This is a genomic window from Acetobacter aceti NBRC 14818 (genome assembly GCF_000193495.2).
Taxonomy (GTDB): domain Bacteria; phylum Pseudomonadota; class Alphaproteobacteria; order Acetobacterales; family Acetobacteraceae; genus Acetobacter; species Acetobacter aceti.
In genome coordinates, this window is sequence record NZ_AP023410.1 from 1,227,134 (window position 1) to 1,246,169 (window position 19,036).

The following is a 19,036-nucleotide window of genomic DNA, read 5'->3' on the forward strand; positions in this document are numbered from 1 at the left end:
TTTCCTGACGCCACAGTATGGAACGAACTCAACATTCATATCGTTGAGGAGAAAAGCATGGAGTTTGTAATGAGACGTTTTTATCTGGCAACGGCGGCAGTCCTGCTCTCGGCCTCTCCTGCTCTTGCGGACTCCTCTCCCGTTACCGCCCTCACCCACGTGCGCATTATCGACGGCACAGAAGCCCCTCCTGTCGAAGACGCCACACTCGTCATGCAGGGCGGTCGCATTCTGGCGGCTGGGAAAAATATCAGCATTCCCAAACATGCCCGTATTCTGGATCGTTCCGGCGATACGGTTCTCCCCGGTATCATTTCCGATCATAGCCATGTCGGACAATATGAAGGCGTCACAACCGGCCCTCAGTTTTACACCCGCCCCATTATCCTCTCCGAGCTTGAACAGTATCGCCGCTACGGCGTGACCACGGTCACGGCGCTCGGCAACAATGCACCGGATGTGTTCGATCCTCTGCGGCACGACGCTCATGCAGGCAAGACACCGTCCGATCTTTTCGGAGTGGACCAAGGCATCGGTGTTCCCAAGGGCGCGCCTCCGGTCAATGTTGCCGCAGACCAGCTCTTTCGTCCCAAGACCCCGGAGGAAGCCCGCCGCAACGTGGACACCATGGCGGACGAAGGCACTGATCTGATCAAGATCTGGGTCGATGATTTCGATGGCACCCTGCCGGTAAAAATGTCTCCGGAAGTTATCTCCGCTGTCGTGGATGAATCCCACAAACGCAATCTGCGTGTCGCCGCGCACATTCATGATCTCGATGACGCCGAGCATGTCGTGGCCGCCGGTGTGGACATTCTCGCCCACGGCATACGGGATCAACCCGTTCCTCCCGCTTTGATCGAAAAGCTGAAATCCGGAAACATCTGGTACATCGCGACATTGCAGCTTGATGAAGCCAGCACGGCATGGGCAGACCAGTCCACCTGGACCAAAACGCCATTCACTATTGCGGGCCTGTCGATGCCGCTTCTTCAGCAGGTAAGCGATCCGGCCTGGCAGCAGAAACACACCACCGGGAAGCTGGCCGACTTTGCCCGCACGTCTCTTGCAATGAACCTGCAGAACCTCAAGACGCTTTACGACGCAGGCGTCAGGGTCGGCTTTGGAACCGACAGTGGCGCGATGCCATTCCGCGTGCCGGGCGTGGCTGAGCATCGGGAACTCGCTCTCACCGTTCAGGCTGGATTGACGCCGCTCACGGCCATTCATATTGCCACCCAGAACGCCGCCGACCTGCTGCATCTGTCTGATCGGGGCGTTATCGCTGCCGGAAAGCGCGCCGATCTTCTGGTCGTCTCCGGCAACCCCGCAGTCACTATCGGTGACACCGACAGGATTGTTGAAACATGGGAGAACGGAACGGCTGTGGCTGGCCCGATCCCTCTTAATTCAGAAGGAAAGAACTGATGGAGTACCGTCTTCTTGGTCGGTCCGGCCTGAAAGTCTCAACGCTGATCCTCGGCACGATGACGTTCGGAGGCAAAGGTGAATTCGCCAAGACCGGCAACACCGACCTGAACGGCGCGAGACGTCAGATCGACATGGCGCTCGACGCGGGCGTGAACATGCTCGATACAGCCGATATCTATTCTGACGGCGTCTCGGAGGAAATCATTGGCGAGGCGCTGGATGCTGCACGTCGCAATCGCGTCATGCTCGCCACCAAAGCACGCTTTCCCACCGGCGACAAAGGCCCGAACGAGCGCGGTCTTTCACGGCATCACCTGATCAGAGCCTGTGAAGCCAGCCTGAAACGCCTGAAAACCGATCATGTCGAGCTTTACTGGTGCCATGAATGGGATGGTCAGACACCGGTTGATGAAATTCTCGCCGCACTCGATCATCTTCAGAATTCCGGCAAGATCGGTTACGTCGGGGTGTCCAACTTCTCCGGCTGGCACATCATGAAAATGCTTGCCACAGCCGAGAAAAACAACACCATCCGCCCTGTCGCGCAGCAGATTCACTATACATTGCAGGCTCGTGAAGCCGAATATGAGCTGCTACCGATCGCAGTCGATCAGGGTGTGGACGCCGTGATCTGGTCGCCTCTCGCCGGTGGTCTGCTGAGTGGCAAATATCGGCGCGGCAAACCGGAGCCGGAAGGCACCCGCAAGGCGGCACAGTGGAGTGAGCCTCCCGTGCGCGATGTAGAAGCTCTTTACGATATCGTGGAAGTTCTTGTCGAAGTCGCCACGCATTACGAAGGAGCTTCTCCCGCACAGGTCGCTCTTGCCTGGCTGCTGTCCCGCCCCGGTGTGCACAGTCTGGTTGTCGGAGCCCGCACTGAGGCGCAACTGACCGACAATCTGAAATCTGCGTCTCTGGTACTGAGCGAGGACGATCTTGCAAAACTTGAAGCCGTCAGTCGGCCGCCGCTGATCTATCCTTACTGGCATCAGGCCTCGACGGCATCGGATCGTCTTTCTCAGGCTGATCTTGTTCTTCTCAAGCCGTTCCTGGAAAAATGAAAAAGCTGCTCTCTCTGCTCATGACGGGCGCTGTCTGCGTCACTGTTGTTTCCGGTGCGCAGGCCGCCTCTCCAACCATTACCAGCAATCTCGATCCGGCATTTGGCACTAATGGCAAAGTTGAAATTGCCGCCTCAATTACCGCTCCAGATCCGTCAGGCATCGCTGTCGTCAATAATCGTCTTTTCCTGACCTTTCCCAAGCATGATGGCGATCATGCAGGACCGGTGCTGGCGGAATGGAAGAATGGACAACTCATTCCCTTCCCTTCCCCGGCTTTTGCGGAATCGACGAAGGGTGATCCTGCCGCCCGCCTTATCTCCCCCCACGGCATGACCGCTGATACACAGGGCAACATCTGGGTCATTGATGATGGGAAAATCAAAGGTCATCCCATCCCTGCGGGTGGCGCAAAGATTATTGGAATCAATCCATCGACTGGTCAGATTATCGCCAGCGTCGTGCTGAAAGATGCACTTCTGCCTGATAGTCACATGAATGACCTGCGTGTCGATCTGACCCACGGCGCAAAGGGCACGGCGTTCGTTGCGGACAGCTCATTCGGAGGGCATCCAGCCCTCGTGGTCGTGGACATCGCCACCGGACAACAGAGACGAGTTCTGGCTGGGCATGTTTCCACGATGCCAGACAAGGGATATCAGACGGTTCTGGATGGACGGGTGCTCCATTACGACCCCAAACATCCGACATTTCCGGCAGGCGGCGCTGATGGCATCACGCTCTCCACGGACTCGCAAACGCTCTATTATTCTCCTCTGGCCAGTCGCCGTCTTTATAGTCTGCCAACGACGAAGCTGGCCGATTTCTCTGTCAGTTCGGATGAACTCGCTCAACTCGTTGTGGATGAAGGCGAAAAGGGTGCTGCGGACGGGCTTGCCACAGATCCGTGGAACCGCATCTACACCACAGCCGCTGATCACGACGCCATATTCCGCCGCAACCCGGATGGTGGATTTGAGCTGATTGCGTCCGATCCAAGATTCGTATGGCCTGACGGAATCTTTGCCGATTCCCGGTATGTCTATGTCGTTCTTGGCCAGTGGAGCCGCCTGCCCCGCCTGCATGATGGTCAGGATCTGCGCAAGCCACCTTTTCTGGTGGCAAAAGTCCCTATCATGCCTCCTCCTTCTCAATAAGAAGCCCATGCAACCGCACCTGTGGCCTTATTTTCTGGCAGGTGCGGATTGGCGCATTCCCCTGTCTGAGGACACCTCGACCTACCTTTCCTCATAATATGTAAAATTATCCATTTGCGTCTTGCGCTTCTGGTCCGTTCTGGCTATGAGCAGCCTACACGAAATCGGGGTGCGTAGCTCAGCGGTAGAGCATCGCCTTCACACGGCGGGGGTCACAGGTTCAATCCCTGTCGCACCCACCACGATTTCTCAATAAAATCAAACACTTAGCTGGATTTTTCCCTTATACATTTTAGGGATATATCCACTTTTGCCCCCTAGCATAGCCCTAGCACAAGATTTCCCACATCAAAGGAAATCAAGGACTTAGCTATGTCTGAAAATCATCGTAAGCACAGAATTAGCACAGTCGGACAAGCGCCGCCGTCTCAGCCATTCACATTGTTTATCCCAACCGGCACAAAAAACTACTCAATACGGATTTCTATCGCTGGTCATGGACAACAAAGGATAGCTTTAAAGACTGCCTTTTATCCTGATGCCCTGTCATTGGCTTATAGAAAATACTGGGATGCAGTAAACAAAGCCGAATCAGGTCAGCCATTAAAGATTAAAACTACTGAATCATTGATAAAAGAATGGATGAACCTCTCGCGTCCGCCTGAATTACATCAGAAAACGTCATACAGACAAACAGTGATGACCCGTTATTTTGGTTCGTTCATTGGCAATCAGTCTATCACTGACAAGACGATGACGGCCTATCAGCAATGGCGAAACACCTACTGGACGGAAGAGACCGGGCAAAGACCTCACCTATTTGGAATATCGACGTGCAAGGCCAGAGGATGCCCTTATAAAGAGTCCGGGCAGGCTTATCAGAACGCCAGTTACAGACTCAATAAGGAAAGCCCCTAGTCACTCCACCATACAGCACGAGAACGCCATCTTGCGTGACTTCTTTCAATGGATGAAACAGGAAGGCCACCTATCACAAATTCCTTCCTTGGTGAGACCAAAGAAAACAAACTCAACTGATAACAGGCCATCTTTCACAGACAAGGAATTGGCGAAATTCCGTGCTTTCACCATGAAACGCCTACAGCAATCAGCAGAAACCAATCGCCATACTCGTTTCCTGTTCTGGTGTTTCACTGAAATCATGATGGATAGCGGCCTTAGAGATACAGAATGTCTCCACCTGAAAAGGTCAGATATTATCAATTTCACGACTGACACAAAGCCAAAAAATTATAAGCTATCCATACAGATACAGGGTAAATCCAAATCACGGACCTGTATCCCTAACCCGTCCATCATCCATCCCTTGCAGGTTCTCCATGCCGAACAGAACCCCAAAGCTGATGACTACCTGTTCACCTATAAAAATGGAAATCGCGTTAGTTCTTTCTCTGAACAGATGAATGAGGCATTGAAAGATGCCAATCTGACCACTGATTATCGCGGTGTTAAGAGAACCTGTTATTCCTTCAAGAATTATTATATTACCAAGGCACTCAATAACGGCCTGAATATCCACCTATTAGCCAGAAACACCGGCACATCAGTTTCAATGATTGAAAAGCATTATAGCCATGTCAGCTTAGAACAGCACAGGGATTCACTGATTCCAGAACACCTCCGCATCTAGAGGGTGTTATGTACTTTTTGGCGTGAATGTTGCAGAACAGATGGATGAATACTGCACGCAAACCATATCCGTCTGATATCAGCGACGAAGAGTGGTCTCTGATTGTTCTGTATCTTCTTCTGATGAAGGAAGACGCGGAACAACGCCATCATGATCTGCGGGAACTGTTCAACGGTCTTCGGTATGTGATCCGTTACAGCATTGCATGGCGGGCGATGCCGAACGATCTTCCACCATGGACTGCGGTTTACCAGCAATCCCGGCGCTGGATGGAAGCGGGATGTTTCGAGGCTGTTGTCCACGATCTCCGGGCTGTGCTGCGGCTGGCTGCAGGAAAACAGGCTGAGCCGACAACGGCGATTATCGACAGCCGGACACTGCGTTCGACCCCGGAGAGTGGATCGCGCGCCGGGTATGATGGCGCAAAAAGAAAGAACGGATCGAAACTGCACATGGCGGTCGATACCCTGGGGCATCTTCTGGCCCTGCATGTCACCCCGGCAAACAGGGATGACCGGGCAGAAGTCGGCCCACTGGCGGAAGCCATTCAGCGGGCAACAGACGGTAGCATTGAACTGGCATGGGCCGATCAGGGCTATAACGGATCAAAAGCGGCGAAAGCCGCTGAAGAGCAGGATATCACCCTCGAAATCGTCAGGCTGCCTCAGGAAAAACGGGGTTTTGTGTTGCTGCCCCGACGATGGATCGTGGAGAGATCGTTCGCGTGGGCAACACGGTGCAGAAGGCTCGTAAAAGACTATGAGCGCTGTGCCTCAACCCTCGCCGCAATGCACACCATCGCCTTCGCAGGTTTCATGCTGAAAAACGCAGCCAGCCTGCTCACGCAAAATGCATAACACCCTCTACAGGCCTTCGTAAAAACAAGTTTTAAATCACGTCCACGACAGTCTGAAAAAATATTTTACCAATACAATACAATAATTCACTTTACGAATACCTATCGGTTCCAAAAACAATACAATACGGCTTTTCTTTTTATCGCAGATAAAAGATAACAATACATAGTTTAATTATTTTCATACTTATTCCACTCACCGACTTGTGAAAAAAATAATGTTCGTATTTTATAAAATTGAAATTCAAAACCCAGTCGACCAGTACGAAACAAATTTCCATTTTGACTTCTCAGCCACAAAAATCTACCGTAGCATCTCAGTAAATACGGAGTAAATTATATGTGGAGATTTCTGACTTTTTCATTTCTAATTCTTCTGGCCGGGTGTGGTATGCAACATGCTGGCTGCCCTGATGATCTACCAAATTCGTCAGACGATACTTCCGGTATCAAATCAGCGATCAGGACCTGTAATTAAAAAATTAGGGATTTATATACGTGATTGACCTTGATCTGATTTTGATCTAATTTTCTCCCTGTAGCGGGGGGAACGGAATATGATTCCAGAAGTTGGCAGCCTTTTCGAGCTTGCGGAGCTATTCCCGGACGAGCAGTCCTGTCGCGATCACCTTCGCAGCATCCGGTGGCGTGATGGAGAATCCTGCCCTCATTGTGGCGGTAACAAGATCTATCATTTCAGTGATCGCGAGACGTTCAAGTGCGGCAACTGTAAAAAGAGATTTTCCATCAAGGTCGGAACGATCTTTGAGGACACGAAACTCCCTTTGCGTAAATGGTTCATGGCAATCTGGCTGATTACCAACCATCCAAAGGGAATTGCCTCCACTACGCTCGCCAAAGATGTTGATATCACTCAAAAAAGCGCGTGGTTTGTTCTCCAGAGGCTGCGCTATGCAACAGTCACAAAGTCTTTCAACGCCCCTTTGAAGGGAACGGTCGAGGCCGACACGACCTATATTGGCGGCAAGGAAAAGAACAAGCACAGCAAGGACCGCAAGGGCGGAACGCAGGGCGGCGCGGGAAAGGATGTCGTCCTCGGCATTCTTGAACGCGACGGCGAATTGCGTGCCGGGCATGTCGAAGACACCAAGGGACCGACCATGAGAGAGGCCATCCGGGAAAACGTGGAGCCCGGTTCAGCGCTCATGACCGATGAAGATCGGTCATTCAAAGGGCTTGGCAAGGACTACCGTCATCAGGCCGTCAACCACTCGGCGGGCGAGTATGTCCGGGAGCAGGCGCACACCAACGGGATTGAGAGTGTCTGGGCGCTCCTGAAGCGTCAGATCGTCGGCGTGCATCATTGGGTGTCTTCGAAGCATCTGGATCGGTATGTTCAGGAAATGTCGTGGCGTTTCAATCGCCGCGATATGAGGGCTGGTGCCCGAATGAACGATATGTTCGCGTGCGTCGAGGGAAGACTTCGTTATCGGGAACTTATCGCGTGAGCCCGAAATCTTCGTCCGGAAAAGATCTATCTGAATTTTCGTTCACGGAAGCATTGGAGCGACTTGTCCGCACTGACCTGAAAGAGCTTGCCACCGTTGAAGCTGCGTCCATGACGGAGTCTGAAATAGACGAAATGGTTGCCGCTTTCGAAAAGGCGTCTCACAGGAGTAACGACGGGAGCGAATACTGGTTCGCACGCGACCTTCAAGGTCTTCTAAGATATGGAAGCTGGAGTTCATTCAGAAAAGTTCTTGCCCATGCGGCAGAAGACTGCCGGAAATCGGATCAACCGATTGAAAATCACTTTGAAGGTATTGTGTCGGAAGTTGCGACATCGGCCACAAAGCGTAGCGTGCCGGACATCAGGCTGTCCCGGTACGCCTGCCACCTTGTCGCAAAAAACAGCGATATCAGAAAGAAGGGTGTGGCATTTGCCCAAGGGTATTTCATCGTTCAGGTGGGTGCACCGCATGGCACAGACGTTACGCACAATGTCCTGTCAGCGGAAGAAGACGACAGGCGCATCCTGATCCGGAACCTTGTCAAAAAACACAACAGGCAGCTTGTGAATGCTGCCAAAGGCGCTGGTGTCATCAATCGGGACGATCTCGCTCTTTTCGAGAGCAATGGGTATTCCGGCCTCTACGGCAATCGAACGGTCGCAGAAATCCGGCAGATACGTGGGCTACCCCAAAACGCCAACCTGCTTGACCGTATGGGCAGCGCCGAGCTTGCCGCGAATTTTTTCCGGGTAACGCAGACCGAAGAGAAGCTGCGGCGAGAGGATCTCAACGGGAAGCGGAAGGCTTACCAAGCGCATTATGAGGTCGGACGGCAGGTGCGCGAAGCCATGCTGAAGATCAGCGGCATCCCGCCAGAGAAACTGCCGCTTGCGAGTCCTATCCGAAGCGCGGCCAAACGGAAGGCACGGAAAACTGACGGAACGACCGATCAGACGGAGGATGAAAGTCCACAGGAAATCGATTTGAAGGCCGATCTCTGGAAGTATGCCTTGCTTGTCATGGCGACACGGGACGATGGCTTCATCACGACAACGGAGCTTATTGCCGAACTTCCAAAATATATCGCCATTCCAGATGAACATGGCGATGTGTTGAGAAGTCGCCGCGATAGTAAATTCTCGCAAATCGTCCGCAACCTGAAGTCACATAGAAAGTCACATACCAACTTCATTTTTTGCGGATATGCAGAAAATATCCCTGGCGGATTTCTGATCACTGAGCGTGGTCGGGAATTCGTGCAGTCTTACTTCTTAGAATATGAGTGATTTTAATCTATTGAAAAATATGTGGGAGGTAAGATGAAAACTGACACAACACAGATGCCGTCTTTTCTTAATGATTTACTTCAGCCAACACCAAGTGGAGTAATGAAATTGATGGCAGCATGGGATGGCCTATCAACCGAGACACATATTCTAATTCTTTCGCTGTTACCATCAAGGCAATATCCCAATCATTTGCTGCGCCAGGTGCGAGATAAGGCACTCGATAGCGAAGTGCCGTATATTCGCTATCTTTCCTATCGTGGAATCTATTTTGATAACGACAATATCGTCGAGATAAAGACCAAATCACGTATTGAATCTGACCCAGACTCGTTGGTGCGATATGTAACCAAAGAACAAGATTTTTCTTTAGGTGACGTTGAGCTTTCAGACCCGAAGAAATTCTTTGCATTACCTCAAGCTGAGCGTCTCGCAAAAGTACGTATTCTTTTAGGCAGTGGCGAGAAAATTGCCAGAATCATTTCTGATGCGGTTGGTAGAAAACTCATTACTCCCTGGGGGAGTTCACCACAGGATGGAAAAGTATCAGAAACAGAACTCTGCGATATTCTGTCAGATTATTTGATTAGACCTGAATTTCGCGAACGCTTCTTGGAGGAGACATACGACGGCTGGCTTGAGCACACGAAGGGCGAAGAGCTTAAAGCGCTGTGGAACGTAGCCCCTGAATGTCCAGCATCTGTATCTACCCTTATGATTGAACACCTTCCCGTAAAATCGGCTTTTTTTTCTGAAATACCTAATGATGTAATTGAAAAATTAGATGATTACCAACTTCAGACTCTTTTTTATAGACCAGATATTGGGCTGTCTGATTTAAGAAAGAGCATATTTTTCAATAAAGAAAAAAGTGAAAATTTGAGGGTGGCTGCCGCCTCATATAATTTTTCATTAGATAATAAAGAATTTCAAGAAATTCTGTCTCTCCCAGAAAAGGAAAGAAACAATGAACTTAGGAATCTTGCAACTTATTCTCATGACTTGAGATTGTGTGTTTATCAGGCGCTATATGATTATTTGTTTTTAACCGATTACTGGGAAGATGGCTTATATGCTGAGCGATCTAAAGCGCGTAAATTGTCGTGTATTGATCCCAATCGACAGAATAAAAGAGATATCTTACAGCTTCGTTTATACATTCTTGCAAGATACGCTGTGCCGGTAAAGGATGGAGAAACAGGTTATCCTCCAGATGATGAACTTGCATTCTTAAAAGAGCGCATTATCCCCCATAATACGTGGGAAACTTTTATAGAATTTGATTCCGCATGGCAGGCCTATCCTAAGAAAGATGCACTTGAGAAATTTCTGCCACGTATTGACGAAATTGATCCGGAGAATGAATGCGATGAGACTGTTGACGCTAATGCTGATCTAATATCCAGAGTAGAAGATAAAATTGACCACCTTATGGCAGCTTCGAGTAAGGCCCTTGCTGAATCGGAGAATAAATCTGAAAAAATTTCAGAAGACATTTTATCTCTTCAAGATAAACTTTCTCATGACGTGCAGGCCACAAAAGAGTACGCGTTACATTTATCAGAAAATATAGAGCAGTCTTTAATCGCATTTATCGAAAATAATTTCGAAAAAAGAATTAAGATTCAAAACAATCTGCGTGGTTTATTATATTTAATATGCGGACTGCTCATCATAATACTTTTTGAGATAATGAAGAAGTGATCTCCTGATATTTTCGTGGGTAATATCACTGCGTGCAATTTATTAGATATGTAAACTTTAGTTCTTAATTTATCTATTTAGGTGAGATCAATAAAGGATGTGGAATGGCAAGACTAAAGAAAAATGATATAAAACGGCATCGTTATTGGCTATCGAACTGGCATACTCCAGAGGAAGTGACTTCCTACATTGATCCTATCATTCAGCATATCGGGTCAGTAGATTTCTTTAATCAAGCCGGACTAACATTTCTTCACGAGGCTTGGCTTGCGGCTGAGTTTGGGGAAATTCGCAATATTGCAAAAGTGCGTCTTGTAAACGAAAGTCACGAGTGGCCTGATTTTGAAGCGTGTGATCATCACAGCGTTGAGCCGATAGAATGCGTGGAAGCAGTTATTCCTGGACGACGACGCGGTGACGAATATCGAGAAAGAGAAGAGAATAAGGAGCTTACCGAAGATCCCGTAGAAAATTGGATCGAACGAGCCGGCGCTGTTCCTCGCGCCCTTGATGTGGCAATCAAGAAGAAAACTTCCAAGAATTACAACAATTCTGTCAGCCTTCTTGTCTATCTGAATATTTACGAATATGGCATTAGAACAAATGAAATAGAGAATGAAATTTATTCAAAAATGGATGCTTATAAAATCTTTTTCCATCGCATATATGTACTCTGGAAGAAGAAAATCTACGCATCTGATGATCCGAGATCCGTCCCCGCACCAAGCTAATTGGCCGTATCTGAGCGCGCGCAATATACAAAACTCCGCATGACAGAGGAAAATGACCAACGCGATGATAACATCGGTTAATCTTTATAAATCAGAGTATTACGCGTTGATTTTAGATTTTAGGTCATACAGGTATATAGATCCCAAAAATTACCATTCAAAAACGTTTCTGGGAGCATCTATACTCCGCCCTCTTTGTGCAGGGCGTTTTTATCATCCTGAACCTTCTCCATTATCTCTGACAATTTACTGGTGTAAGTTTTTTTTACCTTGGAAACAGCATTTTTAAGACTTTCCTTCGGCGCTTTCTGACATTCATCCCGAATGGATTTGGAAAGTCCTTTTGTCACTTCGTCCGGCGCACGGGATTCTGCCATTTTATCGCCTGAATAATTGTCATGTTCTTCATTCAGGTAATCCAGACATGTTGTCTTTGTGGTTACTTTTCGAATCAACTCACCATAATCACCATCTTCCTCCTGTGCTAGAGCTATATTTGAACCCACAACCAATGAACAAATAGAAAATAGAAATATAAGCCTCTTCATTGTGGAAACCCTTCCAGCTTCAATATTAGGTTCATACCAAAATATAGCTTTATCTGAGCATTTGCAGACAAAATTCAACCGATATTATAACCCTCCTGACACGACCACACTCTACCAATCCACTGCTCCGGTCTATAGCCCGAAGAAATAACCATAGCAGATTAAGCATGAGGTGTTCAGGCTTTGCCCGGAAAGTGAAAGCCAATTACTCATCCAGGTTTGATCTGATTTCAACTCCGGCTTTACAAATTTAGAAAGAAGCCGCGAGAAGATCAAATACCGACAGCCAACATTATAAAACAGGGGACGTATCGGTTCCCCTGTTTTCTCTGAGCCTTAACGCCTAATCTTCCGACCCAGTCAACACAAGTCAATGCAATAAAGTTGCCACCAAGGCGTGCTCATCAATAGCAGAACGAACCATTTCGCTATCTTCAGTCGTTCCCATCAACTCTCCGTTAGCCGCATAGATTGCGAACATTTCCTGCCCTAACTGGGAATCCCGCCGTACATAGACCAGACGAGGAAGCCCCAGACTCAGAAACTGCGCGTCCGTCATGTTGCGGATATCAACCAGTTCCTGGACGGCCGGAGTAGCGCCTGATGTTTTATTCTGCATATCTCCCCCTTTTCTGAGCCAGACTATATGGGGAAATCACTCATCCCCTATGGTGCGAACGGTTCTCGGGGCCGCCGGAATGGAACCATCATTGGCAACCGGCTTCGTCACCCTGCCTTTGGTAATATCAATACGCCTTACGCGCACTTCAGGTTCAGGCCGGAACAGATCAATGTGCAACAGACCATTATCGAGCCATGCACCGCCTATATCTATTCCTTCCGCCAGAACGAAAGACTTCTGAAACTGACGGGCTGCAATACCACGATGCAGGAAAATACGTCCCTGCAGATCCTCCGACTGCCGCCCTCGGATAACGAGTTGATTGTCCTCCTGCGTGATCTGGAGATCTTCCATCGTGAACCCCGCTACCGCGAGAGTAATCCGCAACGCAGACGAACTCAGTTGTTCAATATTGTAAGGGGGATATCCATCCCCTGACGACTTGGACGCACGCTCAAGCATGGTCTCAAGATGATCAAAGCCGAGAAACATCGGCGATCCAAACACTCTTCCAGACATTTCAGCCTCCTCCAGTGAGCGAGACACTCTCGGACCGGTCCCTCTTGGGCAACCTGTCTCCCTATAGGGATATGGAGTTTCTATCCTGGCTTGCAAGGGGCCGCTTAAGGAGAGGAATAAATCACTTCCTCAATGAGGTCGCGCTGTAAACTGTTTCAGCACCGCCATCTGGGGTTTTTCAACCCCATCCCTACCTGGTTGCACTGAGTACATATAATTCCCCCACATCGGTCCGCCAGCCCAGTATGTCCAGCCATACCAGACATCTGACGTCTGATTGATGAAGTTCAAGGCAACACGAAGATCGGCCAGACACCCGGCATTGTCGCTGACCCCGAACTCACCAAGCAGCCCCTTCGCCTTGTGTGCTTTCAACCAGTCCGTGAAAGGCCTCAGCCGACCTTCCACCTGATTCTCCGGCACGCATTCCGCCGAAGTTCCTGAACTGTCACGATCGAAATACTGATGCGCCTCAAAAATCAGACCGTGACGCGGGTCAGTCAGGGTCGCCAAAGCATCTCCGTTCACCTGTGGAAAATTATGTGCGCCATCCCACTGCACACCAGACACTGTAATCAGATTTTTGGCACCTGTAGCCCTGATGGCGTTGATGACTTTCTGCTGGATGGCTGCCCAGTCCCCAGCGGACGGCAGTTTTGGTTCATTCATAATACCAAAGAGAACATGAGGATCGTTGGCAAAAACGCGAGCCAGCTTCACCCAGACATCAACAAAGTCATCAACCTTGACCGCGTCCGATCCAATAAGCTGGCCATGATATGAACCGTAATTATGCAGATCGATGATGACATTTGCCTTGCCGGCTTTTGCCATCGCCACCACACTCTGAATGTGAGCGAGATAGCGGGGATCAAGACCGGATAATGGCTGGGGCTGAAGGCGTTCCCAAAGCACAGGAAGACGGATCAGCTTCATTCCCGCCGCAGTAAAGTAATCCACCTCTCCCTGTCGGGGAAACATGTAATCCCAGCCATCACGTCCGGGTACTTTGCCGCTCGCAAATGCAGCTGCGGACAGGTTAATACCCGCTATCGGTGCAGCGCTGACTTTATCAGCTACGAGGCATGAAGCGCCCAAAACGAAGCATGACAGGAAACGGGTCAGGTTCATTTATTTTCTCCGGCCTAACAAAAGCATCTCCCAACGATTATGCAGAACCGGAAACCTCCCATCATATTGGTAAATATCTTCATGAGACCAATAAATATCCACTTGTGGACTTAAAAAAATATCCTTCCAGTGCTGATTGCATCCTACATGACACACACACAACAATTGATTTATTCACTCTCAACCTGTTGATTATGCAGGTCAGAATGGCAATGATTGGTCTGCGGCGAAAACGCCTGTTGCGTTATTCCTGTAAACGGAGGAAACACGTTCCACCATGACCAGCTTCCTTGTTCTTTCTGTGCATGACTTCCGTTCGCGCCGCAAGGCCAGCGTGCATTTCATCGCAACCGAACTGGCTAAACGTGGTCAGGTGAGATTCTATTCCACCGGACTCAGCCGCCTTTCCGAACATCGCGGTGACACCCGCACGGATCTCGCACCACGCGCCAACCGCGTCGAAGTCGAGAATGGTGTTGAGTGCTACCTCCAGCGTGGTTTCTGGCATCCGTTCAGAATCATGAAACCCGGGATGGGCCCGCTGGAATCCGCCATGTTCCGCTTCTATCGCTGGCGCATGCCCTCCATCCTGAAGCAATGGATACAACAGGCGGACGTCGTGTTCATCGAGTCCGGCATGGCGGCCGTCTATATTGCTGATGTAAAGCGCCTGAACCCTAAGGCCAGACTTGTTTATCTGGCTTCCGATGACCTTTCCGTCGTCGGAGCAGCTCAAACGATCCGAAAAGAATTTTCTCGCAATTTTGACAAGATCGACCTTGTCAGGCTGCCTTCCCGTCTTCTGCTGGAGGGAATGCCACACAGCCGGAACGCAATCTTCGCGCCTCAGGGCGTAGATCGCGACCTCATGGAACGCCCCCGTCCATCTCCATTCAAAGGACGTCTGGCCTGCGTCTCAGTTGGCTCCATGCTGTTCGACGCCAGCTTCTTCAATCTGGCCGCACCGGAATTCCCCGACCTGGATTTTCACATCATCGGAGCAGGACGGGCAGCCGAAGCACTCGACTCGCGGCCCAATATCATCGTCCACGATGAAATGCCGTTTGAAGAAACACTGGGCTATATACAGAACTGTGCATTTGGTGTCGCACCTTACAAAGATGCGAACACGCCCCGCTATCTGTTCGATACCTCTCTCAAGCTCAAACAGTTCGCCTTTTTTGGAAAACCGGCAGTCTGTCCTGAATTTGCTGCAGGTGGAGACAAGAGTCGGTTTGGCTATGTGCCCGGCAACAAAACTTCGATCCTTACCGCCATTCGCGGCGCTCTTACCTGTACGGACACGATCACTCTCGACATCCCGACATGGGGCGAAGTCGTCGACCGGCTGCTTGCGCCAGAGCGGTTTCCCGAACATCGCATTGTGAATGTGACCAACGGTCAGACCGTCGCCATTTACCGCACCGAAATCCTGCCGCTTTCAGAAACATTCGTGCGCGATCAGGCTCTTTGGCTCCATCGCTGGAAGCCTGTTCTGATTGGCGAACGCGAAGTCGACAAGCTGCCGCTGGAAGGATTGCCCGTCAAATCCGTCTACAAGGGGGCTGCGACTTTCCTGCAAAAAGCGTGTGGAGCGATAGCCCGTCGGCTTGATCTCCCTGCTCCGGGGATCATGCGCATTGCCCGACAGGTTCATCCCAGCCTCATCCATGCCCATTTCGGTTTTGACGGCGTCGAGGCATGGCCTATTGCCCAGCGGCTTGGTGTTCCATTGGTGGTGACACTTCATGGATCGGACATCACCACACACATGAACTGGTTTGCATCTGGGCAAGGAGGACGTCGCTGGAAGGATTATCCTCGCAAACTGGCCAAACTGGTGAAACGTCCGAACGTCAGTTTCATCGCTGTGTCAGGGCCGATCCGTGAGGCGGCCATTCGCGTTGGCGTTCCTGCCAACCGTATTTCTGTCTGTCACATCGGCATCAATATCGAGCGTTTTCAGCCTTCCGACCCTCCAGCGGGAAAACGAGAGCCCATTATTCTGTTTGTCGGCCGGCTTGTAGAGAAGAAGGGCGCCACCATCCTTCTGGAAGCTTTCCGCCACGTCCGCCATGCAGTGCCTGATGCACGACTGATTCTTGCCGGAGACGGAGCACAGAGAACCGCACTGGAACAACAGGCATCTTCGATCGGTGCAGTGACCTTTATGGGTGCCGTCAGCCGTGAAACTGTTCAGTCGCTCATGAAAACAACACGTGTTTTCTGTCTGCCCAGCATCACGGCATCGAATGGTGACGCTGAAGGGCTTGGACTTGTTCTTCTGGAGGCACAGGCCAGCGGCATACCCGTTGTCACTTCCGCCAATGGCGGAGCCACCGAAGGTATGGTGGACGGTGAAACTGGCTTTGCTTTTCAGGAGAAAGATACGGAGGCTCTCACCCGCCATCTGATCACTCTGCTGACCGATGATGCGATGGCGACCCGCTTTGGAAAAAATGCCCGTGCTTACATTGAAGAAAAGCACGATATCCGAACCTGCACGGCGCGCCTCGAGGCCGCATATGACTGGGCCTGCGCACAATGACCGTCACATTCTCTGTTATCGTCCCCGTTTATAATGCAGAAGCTTTTCTGGATCGGGCTATTCGCTCTGTTCAGCAGCAGACATTGTCGCCACAGGACATCCTGGTAATCGACGACTGCTCTACAGACGGCACCTACAACAAGGTTGCTGAACTGGCGAAAGAAGATCCTCGTATACGCCTCCTGCAAACACCCCAGAATGGCGGTCCTTCTACAGCCCGCAATCTTGGTTTCGATAACGCAACAGGCGACTGGGTTGCTGTTCTTGATGCCGATGACGCTTTCGCTCCAGACCGTCTGGAGCAGTTTGCTGCGATGATCGAGCGTTCATCGGCCGATCTTCTCGCTGATGATCTTCTTTATTACGACTCAGGCGCAGGATGCGTGACAGTGTCAGCCAGAGCTACACAAGGATTCAATGGGAAATCCATCACACTGAAAGACTTTCTGAGCCACAATGTGGTGGACGGAAAATCTATGGACTGGGGACTATTGAAGCCTGTCTTCCGACGTAAATTCCTTTCTGAAACCGGACTACGCTATCCCACCGATATACGGCACGGAGAAGATTTTTCTTTCATTATCAGCCTCCTTTTGAAAGGAGCCCGATTTATACTGATTGATCAGCCGCTTTACCTTTACACACAGCGCTCCGGCGGTATCAGTAAGAAACTATCAGACCTGTCTCGTACCAGCATAGCGTATGGCGCACTTGCGAATTCTGCGCTTGTTCTTGCTCATCAGGGTGGGATCGCGGGGCACCCTGAACTGGTCGATTTACTTAAAGAGCGTGCCAGTGGTTTAATGCGACTGGATGACGCCTATTTTTTTTCTATCGCTATCCGCAAAGGGGATATTAAAGGCTTAGTCAGCCGCTCAATAAAACGACCGGTGTTTGTGCGGCAAGCATTCTACTCTATTCTACGCGCTCTTCAAAAAAGGATTATACATAATATCAAGATGTAAATTATTTATCAAAAAGGCTGAAGGTTTCAAAAAGCTCCTGGGTTTGAGTGCTCCGTATCGCGCCCATCTCTCATGATTTAAGAAGAGATTGAAAGCAACTACACAAAGACATTTTTTGACGTTGACAAACGTCATTTGCTGACAGGTTCAGTTGATCAAAAACGCAACTAACTTACTCACTGCCAAGTGCATAATACTCTCCAACCATGAAATATTTAAATTTCTTTACGCCATAAACGCTCTATTTCCTTCGAAATTTCTGAATTACATTTTCGAGCAAAAAAACATGATGAAGCAAGGACTTCTGGCAAATCGATTTTATTCAATTTCCTCAGATCAATAGACTCAAACAGTTTTTGCCTCAATGTACGCTCTGTAGGAACAGTCTTTTTAATATAATGCGTTCTCTGCTCTGTCGCACTGGGGAGTATTCTCCTAAAATTCTCTCCAGATCGACGTAAATATCGGATATATAAAGTATTAAAGTAAATTTCATCAGGAGCCAGGCTCCATTTCAAAATATGATCTAAATCAGGATGGGATTTTACAAACCATTCTGCTACTTCCCTATTTGCTGCAAAAAATTGAGATCCTCTCCAAAGATCTGATAACGAAACTTTTCGCTCCAAAGGAATTTTACCAGAAAATTTTTTATAGAAATTCCATATTCTGGAATGAATAATGCTTTTTTTTGGATTAAGAATTTCTACATCACATGGTTGAAATTTTGTTACAGAATAGCGGCCAAATCCTTCTGATGATAAATTCTCTGGGTTAATTTCACCCCATACAGAAAATAAATTTCCATTATTTCGTAACAACTCATCATTTATTTTAACAGGAAATTTTATTGGGAAACACGATCCACTTATAAGAACAAAACGATCACTCTCAATATCCTTTAGTGCTTCACGAATTAGATTTTTCATAGCATTCACCATGGAAAATCCACCCCAATTCACTCTCACTCTATTTTTTATAAACACAACTCTTTCATTTTTAAATAATAAGCCATTTTTATCAAACTTTATTTTCGCATCAATATGAACATAAATAATAGATCTAACATCCAACAAAAGAGACTCAAGCAGTAATCTCAACTGCACATCAATCTCGTGAGCTATGATCATATATGATATTTTTAATTTTTTATTATTTATATTATTGTTTTTTAAATATTTTGTTTTTTTGCTATATTTTTTGTATACATAGGTGGGTTTAATTTCAAGCAGATCATAAAATCTATTATATTTTACGTGCGTTTTTTTAGACTTCGTGCTTGCTTCGTATTTTTTTTGCATATTCTTTGCCAGGATATAATTAATTATTTACGTTTTCTACATCTCACCACCAA

The 19,036-nt window shown here is 48.8% G+C and carries 17 protein-coding genes and 1 tRNA gene; 13 read left to right on the forward strand and 5 right to left on the reverse strand.

Features of this window, described 5'->3' with window-relative positions:
- Nucleotides 1-57: 57 nt before the first annotated feature.
- The 11 genes from EMQ_RS05520 to EMQ_RS05570 all read left to right on the forward strand — a co-directional run bounded on the left by EMQ_RS05520 (nucleotide 58) and on the right by EMQ_RS05570 (nucleotide 11,349).
- The gene (locus EMQ_RS05520) at nucleotides 58-1,428 is read left to right on the forward strand and encodes an amidohydrolase family protein (protein ID WP_010668802.1); all 1,371 of its coding nucleotides are present in this window, start codon (nucleotides 58-60) and stop codon (nucleotides 1,426-1,428) included.
- A complete protein-coding gene (locus tag EMQ_RS05525; RefSeq protein ID WP_018308340.1) occupies nucleotides 1,428-2,492 on the forward strand; it encodes an aldo/keto reductase in 1,065 nt (354 codons plus the stop codon). Before EMQ_RS05520 ends, EMQ_RS05525 begins: the two co-directional genes overlap by 1 nt.
- Complete coding sequence (locus EMQ_RS05530) at nucleotides 2,489-3,649, forward strand: L-dopachrome tautomerase-related protein (RefSeq protein WP_010666086.1); 1,161 nt, start codon at nucleotides 2,489-2,491, stop codon at nucleotides 3,647-3,649. The genes EMQ_RS05525 and EMQ_RS05530 overlap by 4 nt, the downstream gene beginning before the upstream one ends.
- 167 nt (nucleotides 3,650-3,816) lie before the next feature.
- Nucleotides 3,817-3,891 (forward strand) — tRNA-Val (locus EMQ_RS05535).
- Between the two features lie 130 nt (nucleotides 3,892-4,021).
- A complete protein-coding gene (locus EMQ_RS05540) occupies nucleotides 4,022-4,567 on the forward strand; it encodes a hypothetical protein (protein WP_148232672.1) in 546 nt (181 codons plus the stop codon).
- A gap of 31 nt (nucleotides 4,568-4,598) precedes the next feature.
- Nucleotides 4,599-5,300 carry a tyrosine-type recombinase/integrase gene (locus EMQ_RS05545; protein ID WP_231367987.1) on the forward strand — a complete coding sequence of 234 codons (702 nt, stop codon included), beginning with the start codon at nucleotides 4,599-4,601 and terminating at the stop codon, nucleotides 5,298-5,300.
- A gap of 44 nt (nucleotides 5,301-5,344) precedes the next feature.
- Complete coding sequence (locus tag EMQ_RS05550) at nucleotides 5,345-6,157, forward strand: IS5 family transposase (protein WP_018308339.1); 813 nt, start codon at nucleotides 5,345-5,347, stop codon at nucleotides 6,155-6,157.
- 556 nt (nucleotides 6,158-6,713) lie between these two features.
- A complete protein-coding gene (locus EMQ_RS05555) occupies nucleotides 6,714-7,625 on the forward strand; it encodes an IS1595 family transposase (RefSeq protein ID WP_010668415.1) in 912 nt (303 codons plus the stop codon).
- A 110-nt stretch (nucleotides 7,626-7,735) separates the two neighbouring features.
- Nucleotides 7,736-8,914: a DNA damage-inducible protein D gene (gene dinD / locus EMQ_RS05560; RefSeq protein ID WP_241771563.1), complete on the forward strand. Its 1,179-nt coding sequence runs from the start codon at nucleotides 7,736-7,738 to the stop codon at nucleotides 8,912-8,914.
- Between the two features lie 33 nt (nucleotides 8,915-8,947).
- Nucleotides 8,948-10,618 carry a hypothetical protein gene (locus EMQ_RS05565; RefSeq protein WP_132012027.1) on the forward strand — a complete coding sequence of 557 codons (1,671 nt, stop codon included), beginning with the start codon at nucleotides 8,948-8,950 and terminating at the stop codon, nucleotides 10,616-10,618.
- Between the two features lie 104 nt (nucleotides 10,619-10,722).
- Nucleotides 10,723-11,349, forward strand: coding sequence for a hypothetical protein (locus EMQ_RS05570; protein ID WP_048874185.1), 627 nt, complete (start codon nucleotides 10,723-10,725; stop codon nucleotides 11,347-11,349).
- Between the two features lie 179 nt (nucleotides 11,350-11,528).
- On the opposite strand, the gene EMQ_RS05575 is transcribed toward EMQ_RS05570, so the two are convergent.
- From EMQ_RS05575 to EMQ_RS05590, 4 genes are all read right to left on the reverse strand, one after another.
- Nucleotides 11,529-11,897, reverse strand: a complete 369-nt coding sequence (locus EMQ_RS05575; RefSeq protein ID WP_231367986.1) for a hypothetical protein — start codon at nucleotides 11,895-11,897, stop codon at nucleotides 11,529-11,531.
- A 370-nt stretch (nucleotides 11,898-12,267) separates the two neighbouring features.
- On the reverse strand, nucleotides 12,268-12,516 hold the full coding sequence (locus tag EMQ_RS05580) for a hypothetical protein (protein ID WP_010666450.1): 249 nt from the start codon (nucleotides 12,514-12,516) through the stop codon (nucleotides 12,268-12,270).
- 36 nt (nucleotides 12,517-12,552) lie between these two features.
- Nucleotides 12,553-13,038: an Hsp20 family protein gene (locus EMQ_RS05585; RefSeq protein ID WP_010666451.1), complete on the reverse strand. Its 486-nt coding sequence runs from the start codon at nucleotides 13,036-13,038 to the stop codon at nucleotides 12,553-12,555.
- 129 nt (nucleotides 13,039-13,167) lie between these two features.
- Nucleotides 13,168-14,169 carry a glycoside hydrolase family 5 protein gene (locus EMQ_RS05590; RefSeq protein ID WP_010666452.1) on the reverse strand — a complete coding sequence of 334 codons (1,002 nt, stop codon included), beginning with the start codon at nucleotides 14,167-14,169 and terminating at the stop codon, nucleotides 13,168-13,170.
- A gap of 277 nt (nucleotides 14,170-14,446) precedes the next feature.
- Between EMQ_RS05590 and EMQ_RS05595 the strand changes: the two genes are divergently transcribed.
- Both EMQ_RS05595 and EMQ_RS05600 read left to right on the forward strand, forming a co-directional pair.
- Nucleotides 14,447-16,717 (forward strand): GumK N-terminal domain-containing glycosyltransferase, encoded by a 2,271-nt coding sequence (locus tag EMQ_RS05595; RefSeq protein WP_010667783.1) that lies wholly within the window; start codon nucleotides 14,447-14,449, stop codon nucleotides 16,715-16,717.
- The gene (locus EMQ_RS05600; RefSeq protein WP_018308335.1) at nucleotides 16,714-17,682 is read left to right on the forward strand and encodes a glycosyltransferase family 2 protein; all 969 of its coding nucleotides are present in this window, start codon (nucleotides 16,714-16,716) and stop codon (nucleotides 17,680-17,682) included. Before EMQ_RS05595 ends, EMQ_RS05600 begins: the two co-directional genes overlap by 4 nt.
- 215 nt (nucleotides 17,683-17,897) lie before the next feature.
- Here EMQ_RS05600 and EMQ_RS05605 read toward each other — a convergent pair whose 3' ends face one another.
- Entirely contained in the window at nucleotides 17,898-18,983 is a 1,086-nt protein-coding gene (locus EMQ_RS05605) for a beta-1,6-N-acetylglucosaminyltransferase (RefSeq protein WP_081617507.1), read from the reverse strand.
- Nucleotides 18,984-19,036: the final 53 nt, after the last annotated feature.

Coding starts and splice junctions, on each gene's coding strand:
- EMQ_RS05520 (WP_010668802.1), top strand. CDS start 58: ATGGAGTTTGTAATGAGACGTTTTTATCTGGCAACGGCGGCAGTCCTG.
- EMQ_RS05525 (WP_018308340.1), top strand. CDS start 1,428: ATGGAGTACCGTCTTCTTGGTCGGTCCGGCCTGAAAGTCTCAACGCTG.
- EMQ_RS05530 (WP_010666086.1), top strand. CDS start 2,489: ATGAAAAAGCTGCTCTCTCTGCTCATGACGGGCGCTGTCTGCGTCACT.
- EMQ_RS05540 (WP_148232672.1), top strand. CDS start 4,022: ATGTCTGAAAATCATCGTAAGCACAGAATTAGCACAGTCGGACAAGCG.
- EMQ_RS05550 (WP_018308339.1), top strand. CDS start 5,345: ATGAATACTGCACGCAAACCATATCCGTCTGATATCAGCGACGAAGAG.
- EMQ_RS05555 (WP_010668415.1), top strand. CDS start 6,714: ATGATTCCAGAAGTTGGCAGCCTTTTCGAGCTTGCGGAGCTATTCCCG.
- dinD (WP_241771563.1), top strand. CDS start 7,736: ATGACGGAGTCTGAAATAGACGAAATGGTTGCCGCTTTCGAAAAGGCG.
- EMQ_RS05565 (WP_132012027.1), top strand. CDS start 8,948: ATGAAAACTGACACAACACAGATGCCGTCTTTTCTTAATGATTTACTT.
- EMQ_RS05570 (WP_048874185.1), top strand. CDS start 10,723: ATGGCAAGACTAAAGAAAAATGATATAAAACGGCATCGTTATTGGCTA.
- EMQ_RS05575 (WP_231367986.1), bottom strand. CDS start 11,897: ATGAAGAGGCTTATATTTCTATTTTCTATTTGTTCATTGGTTGTGGGT.
- EMQ_RS05580 (WP_010666450.1), bottom strand. CDS start 12,516: ATGCAGAATAAAACATCAGGCGCTACTCCGGCCGTCCAGGAACTGGTT.
- EMQ_RS05585 (WP_010666451.1), bottom strand. CDS start 13,038: ATGTCTGGAAGAGTGTTTGGATCGCCGATGTTTCTCGGCTTTGATCAT.
- EMQ_RS05590 (WP_010666452.1), bottom strand. CDS start 14,169: ATGAACCTGACCCGTTTCCTGTCATGCTTCGTTTTGGGCGCTTCATGC.
- EMQ_RS05595 (WP_010667783.1), top strand. CDS start 14,447: ATGACCAGCTTCCTTGTTCTTTCTGTGCATGACTTCCGTTCGCGCCGC.
- EMQ_RS05600 (WP_018308335.1), top strand. CDS start 16,714: ATGACCGTCACATTCTCTGTTATCGTCCCCGTTTATAATGCAGAAGCT.
- EMQ_RS05605 (WP_081617507.1), bottom strand. CDS start 18,983: ATGCAAAAAAAATACGAAGCAAGCACGAAGTCTAAAAAAACGCACGTA.